Source organism: Enterobacter ludwigii, assembly GCA_023023105.1.
GTDB classification, from domain to species: Bacteria; Pseudomonadota; Gammaproteobacteria; order Enterobacterales; family Enterobacteriaceae; genus Enterobacter; species Enterobacter adelaidei.
This window is the reverse complement of sequence record CP083824.1, coordinates 2,728,909-2,751,178: the sequence shown is the minus strand read 5'-3', so window position 1 is coordinate 2,751,178 and position 22,270 is coordinate 2,728,909. Positions and strand designations below refer to the sequence as shown.

Genomic DNA, 22,270 nt, shown 5'->3' with positions numbered 1-22,270 from the left:
TGCGACATAGTAGCCTGCATACCAGGCGACATTTAGCCTGCGGCTAATTAAGGGATATCTCATGCGTACAGAATATTGCGGGCAGCTGCGTCAGTCCCACGTTGGACAGCAGGTAACCCTGTGTGGTTGGGTCAACCGCCGTCGTGATCTTGGTAGCCTTATCTTCATTGATATGCGTGACCGCGAAGGTATCGTTCAGGTGTTCTTCGATCCGGATCGCGCAGATGCGTTGAAACTGGCTTCTGAGCTGCGTAATGAGTTCTGCATTCAGGTCACCGGCACCGTTCGTGCGCGTGACGAGAAAAACGTCAACGCAGACATGGCGACCGGCGCAATTGAAGTGCTGGCGTCCGATCTGGTGATTATCAACCGTGCTGAAGCGCTGCCGCTGGACTCTAACCACGTCAACACTGAAGAAGCACGTCTGAAGTACCGCTATCTGGATCTGCGTCGCCCGGAAATGGCTCAGCGCCTGAAAACCCGCGCGAAAATCACCAGTCTGGTGCGTCGCTTTATGGATGACCACGGTTTCCTGGATATCGAAACCCCGATGCTGACCAAAGCCACGCCGGAAGGCGCGCGCGATTACCTGGTCCCATCCCGCGTGCATAAAGGTAAATTCTACGCGCTGCCACAGTCTCCACAGCTGTTCAAACAGTTGCTGATGATGTCTGGTTTCGATCGCTACTATCAGATCGTAAAATGCTTCCGTGACGAAGACCTGCGTGCTGATCGCCAGCCAGAATTTACCCAGATTGATGTGGAAACCTCCTTCATGACCGCCGAGCAGGTGCGTGAAGTGATGGAAGCTCTGGTGCGTAGCCTGTGGAACGACGTGAAAGGCGTTGAGCTGGGCGATTTCCCAATCATGACCTTCGCTGAAGCTGAGCGTCGCTACGGTTCTGACAAACCAGATCTGCGTAACTCGATGGAGCTGGTGGACGTTGCTGATCTGGTTAAATCCGTTGAGTTTGCGGTATTTGCTGGCCCGGCTAACGATGCCAAAGGTCGCGTAGCTGCGCTGCGTGTACCTGGCGGTGCGGCACTGAGCCGTAAGCAGATTGACGACTACGGTAACTTCATCAAGATCTACGGCGCGAAAGGTCTGGCCTATATTAAAGTCACCGAGCGTGCAAAAGGTCTGGAAGGTATTACCAGCCCGGTCGCGAAATTCCTGAACGCGGACATCGTGGAAGCGATCCTTGAGCGCACTGGCGCGCAGGACGGCGACATGATCTTCTTCGGCGCGGACAACAAGAAAGTGGTTGCCGATGCGATGGGCGCCCTGCGTCTGAAACTCGGTAAAGACCTGAACCTGACCGACGAGAACAAATGGGCGCCGCTGTGGGTTATCGACTTCCCAATGTTTGAAGACGACGGTGAAGGTGGTCTGACCGCAATGCACCATCCATTCACCTCGCCGAAAGACATGACTGCCGCAGAGTTGAAAGCCGCACCGGAAGACGCGGTGGCGAACGCCTACGATATGGTCATCAACGGCTACGAAGTGGGCGGTGGTTCCGTGCGTATTCACAGCGGTGACATGCAGCAGACCGTGTTCGGCATTCTGGGCATCAATGAGCAGGAGCAGCGCGAGAAATTCGGCTTCCTGCTGGACGCCCTGAAATACGGTACGCCTCCGCACGCGGGTCTGGCCTTCGGTCTTGACCGTCTGACCATGCTGCTGACCGGTACCGATAACATTCGTGATGTTATTGCCTTCCCGAAAACCACTGCCGCGGCGTGTCTGATGACCGAAGCACCAAGTTTTGCTAACCCGGCCTCTCTGGCCGAGCTGGGCATTGAAGTGGTGAAGAAGGAAGAGAAAAACTGATATGACATATAAGCTGCCCGTTTCGGTCCTGGTGGTCATCTATGCAGAAGACACGAAGCGGGTGCTGATGTTGCAGCGGCGCGATGACCCTGATTTCTGGCAGTCGGTAACCGGCAGTCTGGAAGAGGGGGAGACCGCGCTGCAGGCCGCCGCGCGTGAAGTAAAGGAAGAGGTCACCATTGATGTTGCCCGCGAGCAACTGACCCTGAAGGACTGTCAGCGCACGGTGGAGTTTGAAATTTTTAGCCATTTACGTCATCGCTATGCGCCGGGTACCGAGCGGAATACGGAATCGTGGTTCTGTCTTGCACTCCCCCACGAACGTGAGGTTGTGTTTACCGAACACCTGACCTACCGCTGGGTCAGTGCGGCGGATGCCGCCGCTCTGACCAAGTCGTGGAGCAACCGGCAGGCGATTGAAGAATTTGTAATTAACGCAGCCTGAGAAGGCGCGATTTTTGGAGAACTTTTTATGGCAGGTCATAGTAAGTGGGCCAACACCAAACACCGTAAAGCGGCACAGGATGCCAAACGCGGTAAAATCTTTACCAAAATCATTCGTGAGCTGGTAACAGCGGCACGTCTGGGCGGCGGCGATCCGGCTTCTAACCCGCGCTTGCGCGCGGCGGTTGATAAAGCGCTGTCTAATAACATGACGCGTGACACCCTGAACCGTGCAATCGCACGTGGCGTGGGCGGTGATGAAGACGCGAACATGGAAACCATCATTTATGAAGGTTACGGCCCTGGCGGTACTGCGGTCATGGTTGAGTGTCTGTCCGACAACCGTAACCGTACCGTAGCCGAAGTGCGTCACGCGTTTACCAAAACCGGTGGTAACCTGGGAACTGACGGTTCCGTTTCTTATCTGTTCAGCAAGAAAGGCGTGATCTCCTTCGAGAAAGGCGACGAAGATGTGATCATGGAAGCGGCACTGGAAGCCGGTGCAGAAGACGTTGTGACCTTCGATGATGGCGCAATCGACGTCTACACCGCGTGGGAAGAGATGGGTGCGGTACGTGACGCGCTGGAAGCGGCGGGTCTGAAAGCAGACAACGCTGAAGTGTCTATGATCCCATCAACAAAAGCGGACATGGATGCGGAAACTGCACCGAAACTTCTGCGCCTGATCGATATGCTCGAAGACTGCGACGACGTGCAGGAAGTGTATCACAACGGTGAAATCTCTGATGAGGTTGCAGCGACTCTCTGATGAGAGCGTGTAAACCGTTAACGGGAGACGCGTGATGTCGATTATCCTCGGGATTGACCCCGGCTCACGCGTCACCGGCTATGGCGTTATCCGTCAGGTGGGACGCCAGCTAACCTACCTCGGCAGCGGGTGTATTCGCACCAAAGTGGACGATCTGCCGTCACGCCTGAAACTGATCTACGCAGGTGTGACAGAAATTATCACCCAGTTCCAGCCAGACTATTTCGCCATCGAACAGGTCTTTATGGCCAAAAACGCTGATTCGGCATTAAAGCTTGGTCAGGCGCGCGGTGTGGCCATTGTTGCTGCCGTAAACCAGGATTTACCGGTGTTCGAATACGCGGCAAGGCAGGTCAAGCAGACGGTGGTGGGGATTGGCAGCGCGGAGAAAAGCCAGGTGCAGCACATGGTGCGAACCTTGTTGAAGCTCCCCGCGAACCCCCAGGCGGACGCCGCGGATGCGCTGGCTATCGCGATTACCCACTGTCACGTCAGCCAGAACGCGATGCAAATGAGCGAGTCGCGGCTCAATCTGGCGCGAGGCAGGTTACGATAATGAAAAATCAGGCTGGATGTTTATCCAGCCTTTTTTTATTATGTCGGCAGTTAATTTTTCCAGAACGCAGGAGCGTCACGTGATAGGCAGACTCAGAGGCATCATCATTGAAAAACAACCCCCGTTAGTGCTGCTGGAAGTGGGTGGCGTGGGCTATGAAGTCCATATGCCGATGACCTGCTTCTACGAGCTGCCGGACGCGGGTAAAGAGGCGATTGTCTTTACTCAGTTTGTGGTGCGTGAAGATGCTCAGCTGCTGTACGGCTTCAACAACAAACAGGAACGTACCCTGTTCCGCGAGCTGATTAAAACCAACGGCGTCGGGCCGAAGCTGGCGCTGGCAATTCTCTCCGGTATGTCAGCTCCACAGTTTGTGAATGCCGTTGAGCGCGAAGATCCCGCAGCGCTGATTAAGCTTCCGGGTATCGGCAAGAAAACCGCCGAGCGTCTGATTGTCGAAATGAAAGATCGCTTCAAAGGGCTGCATGGCGATCTCTTTACCCCTGCGACCGATCTGGTGCTGACCTCGCCTGGCGCGCCAGCGACGGATGATGACGCCGAGCAGGAAGCGGTTGCTGCGCTGGTGGCACTGGGCTATAAACCTCAGGAGGCCAGCCGTATGGTGAGTAAAATCGCCAAACCGGATGCCAGCAGTGAAACTCTGATTCGTGAAGCGCTGCGCGCTGCATTGTGAGGTAAAGGATGATTGAAGCAGATCGCCTGGTATCGGCAGGCTCCCTTCAGGCTGAAGACGTGGTGGATCGTGCGATCCGCCCGAAGCTGCTTGATGAGTACATTGGCCAGCCGCAGGTACGTTCCCAGATGGAGATTTTCATCCAGGCGGCAAAACTGCGCGGCGATGCTCTCGATCACCTGCTGATTTTTGGTCCTCCGGGACTGGGGAAAACCACGCTGGCGAATATCGTCGCCAATGAAATGGGCGTCAACCTGCGTACTACCTCCGGCCCGGTGCTAGAGAAAGCAGGCGATCTGGCGGCGATGCTGACCAACCTTGAACCCCATGACGTGCTGTTTATCGACGAGATTCACCGTCTGTCGCCGGTGGTGGAAGAGGTGCTCTATCCGGCGATGGAAGATTACCAGCTGGATATCATGATCGGTGAAGGCCCGGCAGCGCGCTCTATCAAGATCGATCTGCCACCGTTTACCCTGATTGGCGCAACAACCCGCGCCGGGTCGTTGACCTCTCCGCTGCGCGACCGTTTCGGTATCGTACAGCGTCTTGAGTTTTACCAGGTGGCGGATCTCCAGCACATCGTTGGCCGTAGCGCCCGCTATATGGGGCTGGAAATGAGCGAAGAGGGCGCGTTTGAAGTGGCGAAGCGTTCCCGCGGTACGCCGCGTATTGCCAACCGCCTGCTGCGCCGCGTGCGTGACTTTGCCGAAGTGAAGCATGATGGTTCCATTTCCGCCGAGATAGCTGCTCAGGCGCTGGATATGCTGAACGTAGATGCCGAAGGCTTTGACTACATGGACCGCAAGCTGTTACTGGCGGTGCTGGACAAATTCTTTGGCGGGCCAGTCGGGCTGGATAACCTGGCGGCGGCAATCGGGGAAGAGCGCGAGACAATTGAAGATGTGCTCGAACCGTATTTGATCCAGCAGGGCTTCCTGCAACGTACTCCGCGTGGACGCATGGCCACGGTGCGGGCGTGGAATCACTTCGGGATTACCCCACCGGCAATGCCATAATGTTTAATTCCCTCTCCCAACGGGAGAGGGGCAGGGTGAGGGCATCAGCGCCCTCGATGTCAACTTGCCGTCTTCTTCATCATACTGAAAATAAACAGCACCGCTGCACACAGCACCACAGACGGCCCTGCAGGCGTGTCATAAAACGCCGAGAAGGTTAATCCACCCGTTACCGCAATCATCCCGATAATCACGGCCACACCGGCCATCTGTTCTGGCGTGCGGGCAAAGCGGCGCGCTGTTGCTGCCGGAATGATCAGAAGGGAGGTAATAATCAGCGCTCCAACAAACTTCATCGCCACACCAATGGTCAACGCTGTTACCAGCATCAGCAGCAACTTCACGCGCTGCAATTTCACGCCGTCAACAAACGCCAGATCCGGACTTACGGTCATCGCCAGCAAATTACGCCACTGCCAGAGCAGAATGCCGAGCACCACGACGACACCAATGGCGATAGAGATCAGATCTTCTGGCGTCACGGCCAGCAGGTCGCCGAACAGGTAGGCCATCAGGTCGACGCGAATGTTCGACATCAGGCTCACGACGACCAGACCCAGCGACAGGGCACTGTGCGCCATGATGCCAAGCAGCGTATCAATGGCGAGGTGTGGGCGTTTTTCCAGCCAGACCAGCCCCCCGGCAAGGAGCAGCGTGACTACAATCACCGCATAGAAAGGGTTGACGTTCAGTAACAGACCAAAAGCGACGCCCAGCAGAGAGGCATGCGCCAGGGTATCGCCAAAATAGGACATTCTGCGCCAGACAACAAACGAGCCGAGTGGGCCCGCGGCGCAGGCAAGCATAATCCCGGCTAACCAGCCGGGCAGTAACAGTTCAATCATGAGTGTCCATTTCCCCGGCGCAGGACAATTCGTCCCTGTAAATCATGGCGATGATTATGATGATGGCGATAAATGCCCAGTTGCTCAGCACCGCGAGGGCCAAACATGGAGATAAACTCCGGATGCATTGACACCACTTCAGGCGTGCCGGAGCAGCAAATATGGTGGTTGAGACACAGCACTTCGTCAGTTTTTGCCATGACCAGATGCAGGTCATGGGACACCATCAGCACTGCGCAATCAAGCTCTCGACGTAGCTGGTCGATCAAATCATAAAGCGCAACCTGACCATTCACATCCACACCCTGAGTCGGCTCATCCAGTACCAGCAGCTGCGGGCTGCTCAGCAGCGCGCGGGCGAGTAAAACTCGCTGCGTTTCACCGCCGGACAGTTTTTGCAGAGGCGCATCGACAAGATGGCCCGCCTGCACGCGTTTCAGTGCCGGGAGAATATCGGCTTTACGGGTGCCGGGGCGCAGACGCAGGAAACGGCTGACCGTCAGCGGCAGCGTGGCGTCGAGGTGAAGTTTTTGCGGCACATAGCCAATACGCAATTTTTCCTCGCGCTTGATCACGCCTTCATCGGGTGCGACCAGACCCAGCACCACGCGCACCAGGGTAGATTTTCCGGCGCCATTGGGACCGAGCAGCGTCAGAATTTTGCCGGGCTTCAGATCGAGCGACACGTCAGAGAGGACGCGGCGCTGCCCGAATGAGACCGAAATATTTTCAAGAGAAACCAATGTCGTCATGTCATTTTAAGCTTGAAGAAGTCAACGAATGTTATAATATCACATTCCACGCATTCACTACGATGATTAGTCGCATTATGTTACATAAAAATACGCTTCTTTTCGCAGCATTATCCGCTGCCCTTTGGGGTACAACCGCACAAGATGTTAACGCTGCGGTTGTCGCTTCGCTTAAACCGCTTGGATTCATCGCATCTGCCATTGCAGACGGGGTAACGGAAACCCAGGTTCTGCTCCCTGATGGTGCATCCGAGCATGACTATTCCCTGCGCCCGTCAGATGTAAAGCGCTTACAAAACGCGGACTTAGTCGTCTGGATTGGTCCGGAAATGGAAGCGTTTATGCAGAAGTCAGCGAAACAGATTGTTGACGAAAAACAGGTCGCGATTGCCGAACTCCCTGGCGTGAAACCGTTGCTCATGAAAGGGTCGGATGACGACGGCGACGAACATGACCATCATGCTGCAGACGGCGAAAAAGGTGATGGAGATCACCATCACGGCGAGTACAACATGCATCTTTGGTTATCCCCAGAGATAGCGCGGCTTTCAGCGGTTGCAATCCATGACAAATTAGTGGAACTTATGCCGCAAAGTCGAGCCAAACTAGACGCCAACCTGAAGGATTTTGAGGCACAATTAGCCGCAACCGATAAGCAGGTAGGTACTGAGCTCGCACCGTTGAAAGGAAAAGGGTATTTCGTTTTTCATGACGCCTATGGCTATTACGAAAAACACTACGGTCTGACCCCGCTGGGTCATTTTACCGTCAACCCTGAAATTCAACCTGGTGCGCAGCGTTTACATGAAATCAGAACACAGTTGGTTGAGCAAAAAGCGACATGCGTTTTTGCTGAGCCACAGTTCAGGCCAGCGGTCGTAGAAGCCGTGGCCAGGGGGACATCCGTGCGCATGGGGACCCTTGACCCGCTAGGAACGAATATCCAGTTGAGCAAAGCGAGCTATTCGCAGTTTCTCAGCCAACTGGCGAACCAGTATGCGAGCTGCCTGAAAGGAGATTAACGAGGAAGTGAATACGTGCAACAGATAGCCCGCTCTGTCGCCCTGGCATTTAACAATCTGCCTCGACCCCATCGCGTTATGCTGGGGTCGCTTACAGTTCTCACTTTAGCGGTCGCCGTCTGGCGGCCCTATGTTTACCACCCGAGTTCTGCCCCTATCATCAAAACCATAGAGCTCGAAAAGAGCGAAATCCGTTCTTTGCTGCCTGAAGCCAGTGAGCCTATCGATCAGGCGGCTCAGGAAGATGAAGCTATCCCACAAGATGAACTGGACGATAAAACCGAGAGCGACGCAGGGACCCACGAATACGTTGTTTCTACCGGGGATACGCTGAGTAGTGTACTGAACCAGTACGGCATCGACATGGGCAATATCAGCCAGCTGGCGGCTGCAGATAAAGATCTCCGTAATTTGAAAATAGGGCAACAGCTCTCATGGACATTAACGGCAGATGGCGATCTGCAGAGTCTGACCTGGGAAATGTCTCGCCGCGAAACCCGCACCTACGAACGCACTGCAAACGGTTTCAAAATGACCAGCGAAATGCAGAAGGGCGACTGGGTCAATAGCGTTATGAAAGGGACCGTGGGCGCAAGCTTTGTTTCCAGTGCCCGAGATGCAGGGTTGACCAGCGCTGAAATCAGTTCTGTCATCAAAGCCATGCAGTGGCAGATGGATTTCCGCAAGCTGAAGAAAGGTGATGAGTTTTCCGTTCTGATGTCCCGCGAAATGCTGGAGGGTAAGCGCGAGCAGAGCCAGCTGCTGGGCGTGCGTTTGCGCTCAGAGGGCAAAGATTACTACGCGATTCGTGCTGAAGACGGCAAGTTCTATGACCGCAGCGGTACAGGTCTTGCGAAAGGCTTCATGCGCTTCCCGACGGCGAAACAGTTCCGCGTTTCCTCTAACTTCAATCCGCGCCGTCTGAACCCGGTCACCGGGCGTGTTGCACCGCATCGTGGCGTTGATTTTGCTATGCCGCAGGGTACACCGGTACTGGCTGTGGGTGATGGTGAAGTGGTCATGGCCAAACGCAGCGGAGCAGCTGGATACTATGTTGCGGTGCGTCATGGTCGTACTTACACGACTCGCTATATGCACCTGCGCAAGTTGTTGGTCAAACCGGGTCAGAAAGTGAAACGTGGTGACCGTATCGCGCTGTCAGGCAATACCGGACGTTCTACCGGCCCGCACCTGCACTATGAAGTATGGATCAACCAGCAAGCCGTGAACCCGCTGACGGCGAAACTGCCGCGCACCGAAGGCCTGACAGGTAAAGATCGTTCTGATTACCTGGCGCAGGTGAAAGAGGTGGTGCCGCAGCTGAGCTTAGACTAAGCCTTCTGTGTTGTTTAAAAAGCCGGTGTCAGTGTGCGCCGGCTTTTTCTTTTGTGCGTGGGCGACTGCCTCGCTACACTATCTGAATAAAATTTTGCGTCATCAGACCCTGGATCCAGCATGGAAACCCAAAAAAACAATATTGAATACATTCCCGAGTTTGAAAAATCTTTCCGTCACCCGCGTAACTGGGGTGCCTGGCTTGGCGTTTATGCATTTGCGGGTATTGCGATGCTACCAGCTTCTGTACGCGATCCTGTGCTGGGCAAAATAGGTCGCCTGGCCGGACGCTTAGGCAAAAGTGCCCGTCGCCGCGCGCAAATTAATCTTTACTACTGTTTCCCGGAAAAGAGCGACGCAGAGCGGGAGGCCATTATTGATGCCATGTATACCACTGCGCCACAGGCGATGGCGATGATGGCTGAACTGGCGCTGAAAGGGCCGGAGAAAGTCATGGATCGCGTTGACTGGAAAGGTCTGGAAATCATTGATGAGATGCGTCGCAACAACGAGAAGGTCATTTTTCTCGTTCCGCACGGCTGGGGCGTTGATATTCCAGCTATGCTGATGGCGTCGCAGGGACAAAAAATGGCGGCAATGTTCCATAATCAGGGTAACAAGATCTTTGATTACGTGTGGAATACGGTACGTCGCCGTTTCGGTGGTCGCCTACATGCGCGCAATGATGGTATCAAGCCGTTTATTCAGTCCGTACGTCAGGGCTACTGGGGCTACTATTTGCCAGATCAGGATCACGGCCCGGAACACAGTGAGTTTGTGGATTTCTTCGCGACTTACAAAGCGACACTACCTGCGATTGGCCGTCTGATGAAGGTGTGCCGTGCCCGTGTTATTCCGCTTTTCCCGGTCTACGACGGTAATACCCATCGTCTGAGCATTGAAGTTCGTCCGCCGATGGATGATCTGCTCACTGCAGACGATAACACCATTGCGCGTCGAATGAACGAAGAGGTGGAAATACTGGTGGGACCGCATGCGGAGCAGTACACGTGGATACTGAAACTGCTTAAAACGCGTAAGCCAGGCGAAAAAGAGCCGTATAAACGCAAAGAGCTTTTTCCAACGAAATAAAAAAAGCCCTCTCTGAAAGGAGAGGGCTTTTTAACAGAGACTGACTTACTCGACTGTCATAACGCGAGTGGTGTTGGTTGAGCCGATGGTGCTCATCACATCACCCTGGGTCACGATGACGATATCACCGGATACCAGATAGCCTTTGTCACGCAGAAGGTTTACGGCGTCGTGTGCCGCAGCCACGCCGTCATTGGTGCTATCGAAGTGAACAGGGGTAACACCGCGATACAGCGCCGTCAGGTTCAGCGTACGCTCGTGACGGGACATGGCGAAGATAGGTAAGCCGGAACTGATACGGGAGGTCATCAGCGCGGTACGGCCAGATTCGGTCATGGTGATGATTGCGGTAACGCCCTTCAGGTGGTTGGCAGCGTACATGGCGGACATCGCAATCGCTTCTTCCACATTGTCGAACTGAACGTCCAGACGGTGTTTAGAGACATTAATGCTTGGGATCTTCTCAGCACCCAGACAAACGCGCGCCATGGCGGCCACGGTTTCTGCAGGATACTGGCCTGCTGCGGTTTCCGCTGAAAGCATAACCGCATCGGTACCGTCCAGCACGGCGTTGGCCACGTCCATGACTTCCGCACGGGTTGGCATTGGGTTGGTGATCATGGATTCCATCATCTGAGTGGCGGTGATCACCGCGCGGTTCAGCTGACGTGCGCGGCGAATCAGCGCTTTCTGGATACCCACCAGCTCAGGGTCGCCGATTTCCACACCCAGGTCGCCACGGGCAACCATCACCACGTCAGAGGCGAGAATCACGTCGTCCATGGCGTCCTGATCGCAAACGGCTTCCGCGCGTTCAACTTTAGCGACGATTTTGGCATCGCAACCAGCATCACGTGCCAGTCGGCGCGCATAGTTCAGGTCTTCACCGCAGCGTGGGAAGGAGACGGCCAGGTAGTCAACGCCGATCAGCGCAGCGGTAACGATATCCGCTTTGTCTTTATCGGTAAGCGCTTCTGCAGAGAGGCCGCCGCCCAGTTTGTTAATACCTTTGTTGTTGGAGAGCGGGCCGCCGACGGTGACTTCGGTGAACACTTTCATGCCCTGAACTTCCAGCACTTTCAGCTGTACGCGACCGTCGTCGAGCAGCAGGATATCGCCAGGCACCACGTCAGCCGGCAGGCCTTTATAGTCAATCCCGACTTTTTCTTTATCGCCTTCACCTTTGCCGAGGTTGGCATCAAGCAGGAATTTGTCGCCAATATTGAGGAAAACTTTTCCCTCTTTAAAGGTCGATACACGAATTTTAGGACCTTGCAGATCGCCGAGGATGGCAACATGGCGCCCCAGTTTTGCTGCGATTTCACGCACTTTATCGGCACGTAATTTATGGTCTTCTGGCGTACCGTGAGAGAAGTTCATACGCACCACGTTGGCACCTGCGGCGATAATCTTTTCGAGGTTATTATCGCGATCGGTGGCCGGGCCTAAGGTGGTTACGATCTTGGTTCTGCGAAGCCTTCTGGACATGTATTACTCCGTTGACTGAAACAACTTTGGTGTTGCGTGAACATTGAATCGGCCTTCATTTGCCGCAAGGCGGCAGAGAGTGGACCGAATGCCGTAAATCGTTACATCGTCATTATTCGTGACGTTTTGTTATCAACTATCAGGGAACATCGCTCTTTATAAGCAATTCTTTATCAAAACGCGATTCCTTAAGCGCTTCCTTGACACGCTTCAAGTTATCTCTGAATTTTGCCCCTCTTCGTAGGGTAAAACCGGTCGCCAGCACGTCAATCACCGTGAGCTGCGCCAGACGGGAGACCATCGGCATATAGATATCGGTGTCTTCCGGTACGTCGAGGGTAATCGCCAGCGTGGCCTCACGGGCCAGCGGTGTCCCTGCCGTCGTGAGAGCGATCACCATGGCATCGTTTTCACGCGCCAGCTGGGCCAGTTCTACCTGGCTCTTGGTACGTCCGGTGTGCGAAATCAGTACCACGACGTCATCTTCACTGCAATTCATACAGCTCATGCGTTGCAGCACAATGTCATCGGAATAAATAACCGGCACGTTAAAGCGGAAGAATTTATTCATGGCGTCATGCGCCACGGCTGCCGATGACCCAAGACCAAAGAAGGCAATCCGCTTGGCCTGGGTGAGTAAATCCACCGCACGATTTACCGAACTCATATCCAGAGACTGGCGGACGTGGTCAAGTGTGGCCATCGCTGACTCAAAAATTTTCGCCGTGTAGGCATCAACGCTGTCGTCTTCATCCACATTACGATTAACATAAGGTGTGCCGTTTGCCAGACTTTGTGCCAGATGCAGTTTAAAATCAGGAAAGCCGCGCGTTTCCAGGCTACGGCAGAAGCGATTTACCGTTGGCTCGCTGACACTCGCTTCCTGCGCCAGAGCGGCGATGCTTGAATGAATCGCCTGAGCGGGAGACGCGAGAATAACTTCGGCCACTTTTCGCTCGGATTTGCTAAGGTGTTCCAGTTGAAACTGGATTTTTTCCAGCATGTTCATTGTTAACATGACGCTCATGGGTGTAAACGATTTCATAAATGGGTGAAATCGTGATTCGATTTAGCCGATATTACCCCTGTGGCTTCCATAAAGGGTAACAGTCGACAAGATAATGTTGTTGTTTTTTTTCATTACTTGATCGGCGTCGGGTTTTGCCGGGCCCTTGTTGCGCAAAGAATCGACGGTTGTTGCGTCATTGCATCCCCGAAAGCACCGGAATGGCGAAAAATCGCGGTAAAGCACGTGGCGATAAGCGCTAATGGTTTCGGGAATGACGTAAAAGCAGTACAGTGCATTGTAATAAAATTACAACGATACCTGGCAGAAGTACCAGGTGATCCAACTGAGGAGAATGACATGGCGGTAACGCAAACAGCCCAGGCATGTGACCTGGTCATTTTCGGCGCGAAAGGCGATCTTGCACGCCGGAAATTGCTGCCTTCCCTGTATCAACTGGAAAAAGCAGGCCAACTTCATCCAGATACCCGTATCCTGGGTGTAGGGCGCGCCGAATGGGACAAGGACGCTTATACCAAAGTCGTTCGTGAAGCGCTCGAAACGTTCATGAAAGAGAAAATCGATGAAAGTTTGTGGGATACGCTGAGCGGACGCCTTGATTTCTGCAACCTGGACGTGAACGACATCAGTGCGTTTTCCCGCCTGGGCGACATGCTGGATCAGAAAAATCGTGTCACCATTAACTATTTCGCCATGCCGCCAAGCACCTTTGGTGCCATCTGCAAAGGTCTGGGTGAAGCCAAACTGAACGCCAAGCCGGCGCGCGTGGTGATGGAGAAGCCGCTGGGTACGTCGCTGGCAACCTCCCGCGAAATTAACGATCAGGTAGGCGAGTTCTTTGAAGAGTGCCAGGTTTACCGTATTGACCACTATCTTGGTAAAGAGACGGTCCTGAACCTGCTGGCGCTGCGTTTTGCTAACTCCCTGTTTGTGAACAACTGGGACAACCGCACTATCGACCACGTGGAAATCACCGTGGCGGAAGAGGTGGGGATTGAAGGGCGCTGGGGTTACTTTGACCAGGCCGGTCAGATGCGCGACATGATCCAGAACCACCTGCTGCAAATTCTGTGCATGATTGCTATGTCTCCACCGTCTGACCTGACGGCTGACAGCATCCGTGATGCAAAAGTGAAAGTACTGAAGTCACTGCGCCGTATCGACCGCTCTAACGTACGTGAGAAGACCGTTCGTGGTCAGTACACCGCCGGGTTTGCGCAAGGCAAAAAAGTGCCTGGGTACCTGGAGGAAGAGGGCGCGAACAAGTCCAGCAACACCGAGACGTTTGTGGCTATCCGCGTGGATATCGACGACTGGCGCTGGGCGGGGGTTCCGTTCTATCTGCGTACCGGTAAACGTCTGCCAGCCAAATGCTCCGAAGTGGTTGTCTACTTCAAAAACCCGGAACTGAACCTGTTCAAAGAGTCCTGGCAGGAACTGCCTCAGAACAAACTGACCATTCGCCTGCAGCCGGACGAAGGGGTTGATATTCAGATCCTGAACAAAGTGCCGGGTCTTGACCACAAACACAACCTGCAGACCACCAAACTGGATCTGAGTTACTCCGAAACCTTCAACCAGACGCATCTTGCAGACGCGTATGAGCGCCTGCTGCTGGAAACCATGCGCGGTATCCAGGCGCTGTTTGTGCGCCGCGACGAAGTGGAGGAGGCCTGGAAATGGGTTGACTCCATTACCGAAGCCTGGGCAGCCGATCAGGATGCGCCTAAACCGTATCAGGCAGGCACCTGGGGGCCAGTCGCGTCCGTGGCGATGATCACCCGCGATGGCCGCTCCTGGAACGAGTTTGAGTAAGATCATCCTCTAGCTCGAAAGTGTTATTTTACCGGTAACATGATCTAACACAGCTAGTGGCATAATTTTTAAACTTTTAAGCTCCGTGTGGATTCACCCGCGGAGCTTTTTTTATTACACTGCCGGAAGTGATTTTGCCCCTGAGCTCCGGACAGCAAGCGTTTCAGCGTTGTTAACAACTGCCAGCGACTTTGTAAACTCCTGAGCACGGACAGATAAATTAGAGGAGCATTTATGAATCCGACATTGTTACGCGTAACACAGCGCATTATTGAACGCTCGAAAGAGACCCGTTCGGCCTACCTCGCCCGGATTGAACAAGCTAAAAGTAACACCGTCCACCGCTCTCAGCTGGCATGCGGTAACCTGGCACACGGTTTCGCCGCCTGCCAACCCGATGATAAAGCCTCGCTGAAAAGCATGTTGCGTAACAACATCGCCATCATTACTTCCTATAACGATATGCTTTCCGCGCACCAGCCGTATGAGGTATATCCCAATATCATCCGTAAAGCGCTGCACAGCGTGAATGCCGTGGGCCAGGTGGCGGGCGGTGTTCCGGCGATGTGCGACGGCGTGACGCAGGGTCAGGACGGAATGGAGCTTTCCCTGCTGAGCCGCGAAGTGATTGCGATGTCTGCAGCGGTTGGCTTGTCACACAACATGTTCGATGGCGCGTTGTATCTCGGCGTGTGCGACAAGATTGTCCCGGGCCTGGTAATGGCTGCGCTGTCGTTTGGTCATCTGCCTGCGATCTTCGTGCCATCCGGCCCGATGGCAAGCGGCCTGCCAAACAAAGAGAAAGTGCGTATCCGTCAGCTGTACGCAGAAGGGAAAGCAGACCGTCAGGCGCTGCTGGAGGCAGAAGCCGCGTCCTACCATGCGCCGGGAACCTGTACTTTCTACGGTACGGCTAACACTAACCAGATGGTCGTAGAGTTCATGGGGATGCAGCTTCCGGGCTCGTCCTTTATCCAGCCGGATGCACCACTGCGCCAGGCGCTGACCGAAGCTGCTGCCCGTCAGGTGACGCGTTTGACCGGTAATGGCAACGAATGGATGCCAATGGGCAAAATGGTTGACGAGAAAGTCATCGTTAACGGTATCGTCGCGTTGCTGGCAACGGGGGGGTCAACCAATCACACCATGCACCTGGTGGCCATGGCGCGTGCGGCGGGCATTCTGATTAACTGGGATGATTTCTCCGAGATCTCTTCTGTGGTGCCGCTGATGGCGCGCCTGTACCCGAACGGCCCGGCTGACATTAACCACTTCCAGGCCGCAGGTGGTGTGCCGCTGCTGATGCGCGAGCTGCTGAAAGGCGGTCTGCTGCATGAAGATGTAAATACCGTGGCGGGCTTTGGTCTGCAACGCTACACCCAGGAGCCGTGGCTGAATAACGGCGAGCTGGACTGGCGCGAAGGGGCGAATGCCTCTCTTGATGCACAGGTTATCGCCACCATCGACAAACCGTTCTCTCCTCATGGCGGTACCAAAGTGCTCAGCGGCAACCTCGGACGCGCGGTGATGAAGACGTCTGCCGTACCGGAAGAGAATCAGATTATCGAAGCACCGGCGGTAGTGTTCGAAAGCCAGCACGACGTATTACCTGCCTTTGACGCCGGTCTTCTGGATAAAGACTGCGTGGTGGTCGTTCGCCATCAGGGGCCAAAGGCCAACGGGATGCCAGAATTACATAAACTTATGCCGCCACTTGGTGTATTATTGGACCGCCGTTTCAAAATTGCTCTGGTGACGGATGGACGCCTCTCTGGCGCATCCGGTAAAGTGCCTTCAGCCATCCACGTGACACCTGAAGCTTACGACGGTGGTTTGCTGGCGAAAGTGCGTGACGGCGACATGATCCGCGTAAACGGTCAGACAGGTGAGTTAACCCTGCTGGTGGATGACGCAGAGCTGGCGGCACGTAAGCCACATATTCCTGACCTGAGCGCATCGCGCGTGGGGACAGGGCGCGAAATGTTTGGTGCGCTGCGTGAGAAACTCTCTGGTGCTGAGCAGGGCGCAACCTGTATTACGTTTTAAGACGACTTGATTTTAACGATCTGGCGAGAGAAGACACTGATGAAAAACTGGAAAACAAGTGCAGAAGCAATCATGACCACTGGCCCTGTCGTGCCGGTTATCGTGGTAAATAAACTGGAGCATGCGGTACCGATGGCGAAAGCGCTGGTTGCCGGTGGCGTTCGTGTTCTGGAAGTCACCCTGCGCACTGCCTGCGCGATGGATGCTATTCGCGCAATCGCTAAAGAAGTGCCGGACGCCATCGTCGGTGCGGGTACCGTTCTGAATGCACAGCAACTGGCGGAAGTGACTGAAGCGGGCGCACAGTTTGCGATCAGCCCGGGCCTGACGGAGTCTCTGCTGAAAGCGGCAACCGAAGGCACCATTCCGCTGATCCCTGGCATTAGCACCGTATCTGAACTGATGCTGGGTATGGACTACGGTCTGAAAGAGTTCAAATTCTTCCCGGCAGAAGCGAACGGCGGCACCAAAGCGCTGCAGGCGATTGCGGGTCCATTCGCTCAGGTTCGTTTCTGCCCGACGGGTGGCATCTCTCCTGCTAACTACCGTGACTACCTGGCACTGAAAAGCGTGCTGTGCATCGGTGGTTCATGGCTGGTTCCGGCGGATGCGCTGGAAGCGGGCGACTGGGATCGCATTACTAAACTGGCTCGTGAAGCGGTTGAAGGTGCGCAGCAGTAAGTTATACGCAGCATGAAAAACGGGCCATTCGGCCCGTTTTTTTATCCTCTTACGCTAACAGCTGCGGAGGCTGTTTTCGCTCTCGCCACGGCGTCTTCTACGTTATCCCCGGTGGCTAATGCTACGCCAAGACGACGCGTGCCGTCGATCTCCGGTTTACCGAACAAACGCACCTGTAACCCTGCACCTACTGCGCCGTCGACGTTATCAAACGTGACATTCTGGCTGGTTAATTGCGGCAGGATCACTGCGGAAGCGGCCGGGCCGTACTGACGGATGCCACCAACAGGCAATCCGAGGAAAGCGCGCACGTGCAGGGCGAACTCAGAGAGATCCTGCGAAATCAGCGTCACCATGCCGGTGTCATGCGGGCGAGGTGAGACTTCGCTGAAAATAACCTCATCTCCGCAGACGAAAAGCTCTACGCCAAACAGGCCATAGCCGCCCAGCGCGAGTACGGTTTTACGGGCGATCGCCTGCGCACGTTCCAGTGCCAGGGCACTCATCTGCTGCGGCTGCCATGATTCACGGTAATCGCCATCTTCCTGACGGTGGCCAATTGGGTCACAGAAATGGACGCCATCAATGGCGCTGACGGTCAACAGGGTGATCTCGAAATCGAATTTCACGACACCTTCGACAATCACGCGACCCGCTCCGGCACGACCACCTTGCTGGGCATAATCCCATGCCTTATCCAGCGTGCTGCTGTCGCGAATAAAGCTCTGTCCTTTACCGGAGGAACTCATCACGGGTTTAACGATGCACGGGTAGCCAATCTCCTCAACAGCCTGCAGGAATGCGGTTTTATCGCCAGCAAACCGATAGCTCGACGTGGGGAGCCCCAGCTCTTCCGCTGCCAGACGACGAATACCTTCCCGGTTCATGGTCAGTTTTGCCGCTTTGGCACAGGGCACCACGCGCTGGCCTTCCTGTTCAAGAGCGATCAGCGTATCGGTGGCGATGGCTTCAATTTCCGGGACCACGAAATCGGGTTTCTCCTGCGTAATCAGTGCCCGTAGGGCATCGCCATCCAGCATGTTAATCACATAAGAACGATGGGCGACGTGCATGGCAGGAGCATCGGCGTAACGGTCTACGGCAATCACTTCCACACCTAAACGCTGACATTCAATGGCGACCTCTTTACCCAGTTCGCCCGATCCCAACAGCATCACACGCGTCGCTGCAGGTCGCAGCGCAGTGCCTAAACGAGTCATAACATTCCCCCTGAAAAAGATGCGCGCAGTATAAACGAAAACGTTTGCGTGTGTCTTGTGCAGGGCTAAGGGAGGGGGAAGAAATTTGCGCATCTTTAGCCCATCCAGACATTTCCTGACGCCTGCTCGCTTACGCTGTGAAATATGTTCACCGTTAAGTGAGGGAAACCATGTCTGGTTGGTTAAATCAGTTGCAATCGCTGTTAGGACAGAAAGCATCGTCGTCTGGCGAGCAGGGGCTCAGTAAACTATTGGTTCCCGGCGCACTTGGCGGGCTGGCAGGCCTTTTAGTCGCGAATAAATCCTCACGTAAGCTGCTGGCAAAATATGGAACTGGCGCGTTGCTGGCCGGTGGCGGGGCCATCGCAGGTACCGTACTATGGAATAAATACAAAGACAGGGTACGGGCTGCACACTGCGATGAACCGCATTATAGCGAGCACACCTCGCCGCTGGATCTGCGTACCGAACGATTGATCCTTGCGCTGGTCTTTGCCGCGAAGAGTGACGGGCATATTGACGATAAAGAACGATCGGCGATTGAGCAGCAGCTTCGCGAAGCCGGTGTTGAAGAGAAGGGCAGAGCCCTGGTGGCGCAGGCGATTGAACAGCCGCTCGATCCACTGCGTCTTGCGCAGAGTGTGAAGAATGAGGAAGAGGCGCTTGAACTCTATTTTCTCAGCTGTGCCGCCATTGATATCGACCACTTTATGGAACGTAGCTACCTCAATGCCCTCGGCGATGCGTTGAAGATCCCGCAGGATGTACGCGAGGGTATTGAGCAGGATATCCGGGAACAAAAAAAAGCGTTACAGGGATAGCGTCGCGGCTGCGACACTGTTTCGCTTGCATCATGCGTGGGTTTTGCCAACCTTATAGGGTGTAAAACTTAAAAGAATGATGACATGCCACCGAAAGCCCGACGTACTCCTTATGCGATCACCACGCATGGCGATACGCGTATAGACAACTATTACTGGCTACGGGACGATTCTCGCTCCCGGCCAGAGGTGCTCGACTACCTGCACGAGGAAAACGACTATGGCCGCAAGGTCATGTCCAGCCAGCAGGCACTTCAGGATCAATTGCTGAATGAAATGGTGCAGCGCATTCCTCAGCATGATATCTCCGCGCCCTGGACCAAAAATGGCTATCGCTATCGTCATATCTACGAGCCCGGCAACGAGTATCCCATCTACCAACGACAACCCGTGTTAAGTGCCGAATGGGATGAGTGGGAGATTTTACTGGATGCCAACCAGCGCGCCGCCCACAGCGAATTTTATACGCTGGGTGGCATGTCCATTTCACCTGACAACACGATTATGGCGCTGGCTGAGGACTACCTCTCCCGCCGTCAGTATGGCCTGCGTTTTCGCAATCTGGACACCGGGAACTGGTATCCTGAAATGCTGGAAAATGTCTCCCCGGATTTTGTCTGGGCGAATGATTCCGAGACCGTCTACTACGTCAAAAAGCATGCGTCCACGCTACTGCCTTATCAGGTGTGGCGACATACCGTAGGGACGGGTTCTGCCGATGACGAACTGGTCTATGAAGAGAAAGACGAAACGTTTTATGTCAGCCTGCATAAAACCTCCTCACGCCACTATGTGATTATTTTCCTCGCCAGCGCGACGACGTCTGAGGTTTTGCTGCTGGACGCCGAACTACCTGATGCCCAGCCGCTCTGTTTTCTGCCGCGTCGCAAGGATCATGAGTACAGTCTGGATCACTTCCAGCACAGTTTTTATTTGCGCTCTAATCGCGAGGGCAAAAACTTTGGTCTCTATAAAACCAAAGTGCGCGATGAGCGCAAGTGGGAGGTGCTTATTCCCGCGCGGGAGCAAGTGATGCTGGAAGGGTTCACTCTGTTTACCGACTGGCTGGTGGTGGAAGAGCGTCAGCGCGGGCTGACCAGTATCCGGCAAATCAACCGTAAAACCCGGGAAGTGGTGGGGATTGCGTTCGACGACCCAGCGTATGTGACGTGGATTGGGTTCAACCCTGAACCCGAGTCGTCTCGGTTGCGCTACGGTTACTCCTCAATGACCACGCCGGACACGTTGTTTGAGCTGGATATGGATACCGGGCAGCGTCAGGTGATTAAGCAGACCGAGGTCAAAGGGTTTGAATCTGAAAACTACCGCAGCGAGCACCTTTGGGTCACTGTCCGCGATGGCGTGGAAGTTCCGGTCTCACTTGTTTACCACCAGGCGCATTTCCGGAAAGGGAAAAACCCACTGCTGGTTTACGGCTATGGTTCCTATGGCTCAAGCATGGATGCCGATTTCAGCAGCAGTAGGTTAAGTCTGCTCGATCGTGGCTTCGTTTTCGCTATCGCCCATGTGCGCGGCGGCGGTGAACTGGGGCAGCACTGGTATGAAGACGGGAAATTCCTGAAAAAGAAAAACACCTTCAATGACTATCTCGATGTTTGTGATGCGCTGATTGAGCAAGGCTACGGGGATCCGCATCTCTGCTTTGGGATGGGGGGCAGCGCGGGCGGCATGTTGATGGGGGCGGTGATCAACCAGCGTCCCGATCGCTTCAAAGGGATTGTCGCGCAGGTTCCGTTTGTCGATGTGGTCACGACCATGCTCGATGAATCCATTCCCCTGACGACGGGGGAGTTCGAAGAGTGGGGGAATCCTCAGGATGCGATCTACTATCGCTATATGAAAGAGTACAGCCCGTACGATAACGTGGAGGCAAAAGCCTATCCGCACATGCTGGTCACCACCGGGTTGCATGATTCGCAGGTGCAGTACTGGGAGCCGGCAAAATGGGTGGCAAAACTGCGGGAGCTAAAAACCGATGATAATCTGTTGCTGCTCTGTACCGATATGGATTCCGGGCATGGAGGGAAATCAGGGCGGTTCAAAACCTATGAAGGCGTCGCCCTGGAATATGCCTTCCTGATTGCCCTGGCGCAGGGAACGCTGCCAGGCGGTGAAGAGCCTTAAGCTTCGCCCAGGTAGTGTTTCAGCGTTAAGCGCAGTTCCGGGCTCATTTTGTCGAGGTTATTGTAAAGCCAGCGCAGATAGCCCGGATCTTTATCCGCAATATCAGACACCGCTCTACCGCGATATTTGCCAAAGGTAAAGGTGGTGAGAAGCGCAGGACGACCGGTGATCGTTGCCATATCATCCGGCGTCCAGCCAGAGATATTCATAATATCAATGAGTAACGCGGCGGTAATATAGCAGTCGTACAACGCGCGGTGATGGTGAAGCCCCTCAGGTGTACGGACGCTAAGCTTACGGGACTTATACAGCGCCATATTACTGTATTTGATCCCCGGCCAGAGGCGACGCGCCAGCTTCATAGTACAAATCCATTCCCCTGGCATTTCGGGCAACACCCGGCGGTCAAAGCTGGCGTTATGCGCGACGTACCACGGGCTACCGTAATAGTGTGGAATAATTTCTTCTATCCACGGCTTATCCGCCACCATTGATTCGGTAATGCGATGGATTGCCATAGCCTGCGGGCTAATGGGGCGATCAGGGCGCACCAGATGGCTCATTGGGTTGACGATTTTACCGTCTACCACATCGACAGAGGCCACTTCCACAATTCCGCCCTGAAGATCGCAAGTTTCGGTATCGATGACGCGCAGCATTGAAAA

Annotated in this window: 20 protein-coding genes; 14 read left to right on the top strand and 6 right to left on the bottom strand. The window is 54.6% G+C overall.

All coding sequences use genetic code 11. From position 1 onward, the window contains the following. Positions 1 to 61 precede the first annotated feature (61 nt). From aspS to ruvB, 6 genes are all read left to right on the top strand, one after another. Complete coding sequence (gene aspS, locus LCD46_13325) at positions 62 to 1,834, top strand: aspartate--tRNA ligase (protein UOY69080.1); 1,773 nt, start codon at positions 62 to 64, stop codon at positions 1,832 to 1,834. Position 1,835: 1 nt separating this feature from the next. Further along, positions 1,836 to 2,279 carry a dihydroneopterin triphosphate diphosphatase gene (gene nudB, locus LCD46_13320; protein ID UOY69079.1) on the top strand — a complete coding sequence of 148 codons (444 nt, stop codon included), beginning with the start codon at positions 1,836 to 1,838 and terminating at the stop codon, positions 2,277 to 2,279. Positions 2,280 to 2,306: 27 nt separating this feature from the next. Continuing rightward, the gene (locus LCD46_13315; protein UOY69078.1) at positions 2,307 to 3,047 is read left to right on the top strand and encodes a YebC/PmpR family DNA-binding transcriptional regulator; all 741 of its coding nucleotides are present in this window, start codon (positions 2,307 to 2,309) and stop codon (positions 3,045 to 3,047) included. A 34-nt stretch (positions 3,048 to 3,081) separates the two neighbouring features. Continuing rightward, positions 3,082 to 3,603 (top strand): crossover junction endodeoxyribonuclease RuvC, encoded by a 522-nt coding sequence (ruvC, locus tag LCD46_13310; GenBank protein ID UOY69077.1) that lies wholly within the window; start codon positions 3,082 to 3,084, stop codon positions 3,601 to 3,603. Between the two features lie 79 nt (positions 3,604 to 3,682). Beyond that, a complete protein-coding gene (gene ruvA, locus LCD46_13305) occupies positions 3,683 to 4,297 on the top strand; it encodes a Holliday junction branch migration protein RuvA (GenBank protein UOY69076.1) in 615 nt (204 codons plus the stop codon). Positions 4,298 to 4,305: 8 nt separating this feature from the next. Beyond that, a complete protein-coding gene (ruvB, locus tag LCD46_13300; GenBank protein ID UOY69075.1) occupies positions 4,306 to 5,316 on the top strand; it encodes a Holliday junction branch migration DNA helicase RuvB in 1,011 nt (336 codons plus the stop codon). A 59-nt stretch (positions 5,317 to 5,375) separates the two neighbouring features. On the opposite strand, the gene znuB is transcribed toward ruvB, so the two are convergent. Then, positions 5,376 to 6,161 carry a zinc ABC transporter permease subunit ZnuB gene (znuB, locus tag LCD46_13295; protein ID UOY69074.1) on the bottom strand — a complete coding sequence of 262 codons (786 nt, stop codon included), beginning with the start codon at positions 6,159 to 6,161 and terminating at the stop codon, positions 5,376 to 5,378. Beyond that, entirely contained in the window at positions 6,158 to 6,913 is a 756-nt protein-coding gene (znuC, locus tag LCD46_13290) for a zinc ABC transporter ATP-binding protein ZnuC (protein ID UOY69073.1), read from the bottom strand. Before znuC ends, znuB begins: the two co-directional genes overlap by 4 nt. A 77-nt stretch (positions 6,914 to 6,990) precedes the next feature. On the opposite strand from znuC, the gene znuA reads away from it, so the two are divergent. The 3 genes from znuA to lpxM all read left to right on the top strand — a co-directional run bounded on the left by znuA (position 6,991) and on the right by lpxM (position 10,362). Next, the gene (gene znuA / locus LCD46_13285) at positions 6,991 to 7,935 is read left to right on the top strand and encodes a zinc ABC transporter substrate-binding protein ZnuA (protein ID UOY72962.1); all 945 of its coding nucleotides are present in this window, start codon (positions 6,991 to 6,993) and stop codon (positions 7,933 to 7,935) included. A 15-nt stretch (positions 7,936 to 7,950) separates the two neighbouring features. Further along, the gene (mepM, locus tag LCD46_13280) at positions 7,951 to 9,270 is read left to right on the top strand and encodes a murein DD-endopeptidase MepM (protein UOY69072.1); all 1,320 of its coding nucleotides are present in this window, start codon (positions 7,951 to 7,953) and stop codon (positions 9,268 to 9,270) included. A 120-nt stretch (positions 9,271 to 9,390) separates the two neighbouring features. Further along, positions 9,391 to 10,362: a lauroyl-Kdo(2)-lipid IV(A) myristoyltransferase gene (gene lpxM, locus LCD46_13275; protein ID UOY69071.1), complete on the top strand. Its 972-nt coding sequence runs from the start codon at positions 9,391 to 9,393 to the stop codon at positions 10,360 to 10,362. A 45-nt stretch (positions 10,363 to 10,407) separates the two neighbouring features. Here the strand turns inward: lpxM and pyk are convergent, their stop codons facing one another. Both pyk and LCD46_13265 read right to left on the bottom strand, forming a co-directional pair. Beyond that, a complete protein-coding gene (gene pyk / locus LCD46_13270) occupies positions 10,408 to 11,850 on the bottom strand; it encodes a pyruvate kinase (protein UOY69070.1) in 1,443 nt (480 codons plus the stop codon). A gap of 139 nt (positions 11,851 to 11,989) precedes the next feature. Further along, the gene (locus LCD46_13265; GenBank protein UOY72961.1) at positions 11,990 to 12,859 is read right to left on the bottom strand and encodes a MurR/RpiR family transcriptional regulator; all 870 of its coding nucleotides are present in this window, start codon (positions 12,857 to 12,859) and stop codon (positions 11,990 to 11,992) included. 357 nt (positions 12,860 to 13,216) lie between these two features. On the opposite strand from LCD46_13265, the gene zwf reads away from it, so the two are divergent. From zwf to kdgA, 3 genes are all read left to right on the top strand, one after another. Further along, positions 13,217 to 14,692 (top strand): glucose-6-phosphate dehydrogenase, encoded by a 1,476-nt coding sequence (gene zwf / locus LCD46_13260; GenBank protein UOY69069.1) that lies wholly within the window; start codon positions 13,217 to 13,219, stop codon positions 14,690 to 14,692. A 234-nt stretch (positions 14,693 to 14,926) separates the two neighbouring features. Further along, positions 14,927 to 16,738 carry a phosphogluconate dehydratase gene (edd, locus tag LCD46_13255; GenBank protein UOY69068.1) on the top strand — a complete coding sequence of 604 codons (1,812 nt, stop codon included), beginning with the start codon at positions 14,927 to 14,929 and terminating at the stop codon, positions 16,736 to 16,738. A gap of 39 nt (positions 16,739 to 16,777) precedes the next feature. Further along, positions 16,778 to 17,419, top strand: a complete 642-nt coding sequence (gene kdgA, locus LCD46_13250) for a bifunctional 4-hydroxy-2-oxoglutarate aldolase/2-dehydro-3-deoxy-phosphogluconate aldolase (GenBank protein ID UOY69067.1) — start codon at positions 16,778 to 16,780, stop codon at positions 17,417 to 17,419. Between the two features lie 41 nt (positions 17,420 to 17,460). On the opposite strand, the gene purT is transcribed toward kdgA, so the two are convergent. Next, positions 17,461 to 18,639 carry a formate-dependent phosphoribosylglycinamide formyltransferase gene (purT, locus tag LCD46_13245; protein UOY69066.1) on the bottom strand — a complete coding sequence of 393 codons (1,179 nt, stop codon included), beginning with the start codon at positions 18,637 to 18,639 and terminating at the stop codon, positions 17,461 to 17,463. Positions 18,640 to 18,809: 170 nt separating this feature from the next. On the opposite strand from purT, the gene LCD46_13240 reads away from it, so the two are divergent. Together LCD46_13240 and ptrB are read left to right on the top strand one after the other, a co-directional pair. After that, a complete protein-coding gene (locus tag LCD46_13240) occupies positions 18,810 to 19,460 on the top strand; it encodes a DUF533 domain-containing protein (protein UOY69065.1) in 651 nt (216 codons plus the stop codon). A gap of 84 nt (positions 19,461 to 19,544) precedes the next feature. After that, positions 19,545 to 21,605, top strand: a complete 2,061-nt coding sequence (ptrB, locus tag LCD46_13235) for an oligopeptidase B (protein UOY69064.1) — start codon at positions 19,545 to 19,547, stop codon at positions 21,603 to 21,605. Here ptrB and exoX read toward each other — a convergent pair. Next, positions 21,602 to 22,264: an exodeoxyribonuclease X gene (gene exoX / locus LCD46_13230; protein ID UOY69063.1), complete on the bottom strand. Its 663-nt coding sequence runs from the start codon at positions 22,262 to 22,264 to the stop codon at positions 21,602 to 21,604. The two genes, ptrB and exoX, sit on opposite strands and share 4 nt — an antisense overlap. Positions 22,265 to 22,270 lie beyond the last annotated feature (6 nt).

Bases quoted from the DNA above. Each gene is read 5' to 3' on its own strand.
- kdgA (UOY69067.1), top strand. From the start codon at position 16,778: ATGAAAAACTGGAAAACAAGTGCAGAAGCAATCATGACCACTGGCCCT.
- LCD46_13265 (UOY72961.1), bottom strand. From the start codon at position 12,859: ATGAACATGCTGGAAAAAATCCAGTTTCAACTGGAACACCTTAGCAAA.
- nudB (UOY69079.1), top strand. From the start codon at position 1,836: ATGACATATAAGCTGCCCGTTTCGGTCCTGGTGGTCATCTATGCAGAA.
- exoX (UOY69063.1), bottom strand. From the start codon at position 22,264: ATGCTGCGCGTCATCGATACCGAAACTTGCGATCTTCAGGGCGGAATT.
- znuA (UOY72962.1), top strand. From the start codon at position 6,991: ATGTTACATAAAAATACGCTTCTTTTCGCAGCATTATCCGCTGCCCTT.
- ptrB (UOY69064.1), top strand. From the start codon at position 19,545: ATGCCACCGAAAGCCCGACGTACTCCTTATGCGATCACCACGCATGGC.
- znuB (UOY69074.1), bottom strand. From the start codon at position 6,161: ATGATTGAACTGTTACTGCCCGGCTGGTTAGCCGGGATTATGCTTGCC.
- zwf (UOY69069.1), top strand. From the start codon at position 13,217: ATGGCGGTAACGCAAACAGCCCAGGCATGTGACCTGGTCATTTTCGGC.
- aspS (UOY69080.1), top strand. From the start codon at position 62: ATGCGTACAGAATATTGCGGGCAGCTGCGTCAGTCCCACGTTGGACAG.
- edd (UOY69068.1), top strand. From the start codon at position 14,927: ATGAATCCGACATTGTTACGCGTAACACAGCGCATTATTGAACGCTCG.
- LCD46_13315 (UOY69078.1), top strand. From the start codon at position 2,307: ATGGCAGGTCATAGTAAGTGGGCCAACACCAAACACCGTAAAGCGGCA.
- purT (UOY69066.1), bottom strand. From the start codon at position 18,639: ATGACTCGTTTAGGCACTGCGCTGCGACCTGCAGCGACGCGTGTGATG.
- ruvC (UOY69077.1), top strand. From the start codon at position 3,082: ATGTCGATTATCCTCGGGATTGACCCCGGCTCACGCGTCACCGGCTAT.
- LCD46_13240 (UOY69065.1), top strand. From the start codon at position 18,810: ATGTCTGGTTGGTTAAATCAGTTGCAATCGCTGTTAGGACAGAAAGCA.
- lpxM (UOY69071.1), top strand. From the start codon at position 9,391: ATGGAAACCCAAAAAAACAATATTGAATACATTCCCGAGTTTGAAAAA.
- znuC (UOY69073.1), bottom strand. From the start codon at position 6,913: ATGACGACATTGGTTTCTCTTGAAAATATTTCGGTCTCATTCGGGCAG.
- ruvB (UOY69075.1), top strand. From the start codon at position 4,306: ATGATTGAAGCAGATCGCCTGGTATCGGCAGGCTCCCTTCAGGCTGAA.
- pyk (UOY69070.1), bottom strand. From the start codon at position 11,850: ATGTCCAGAAGGCTTCGCAGAACCAAGATCGTAACCACCTTAGGCCCG.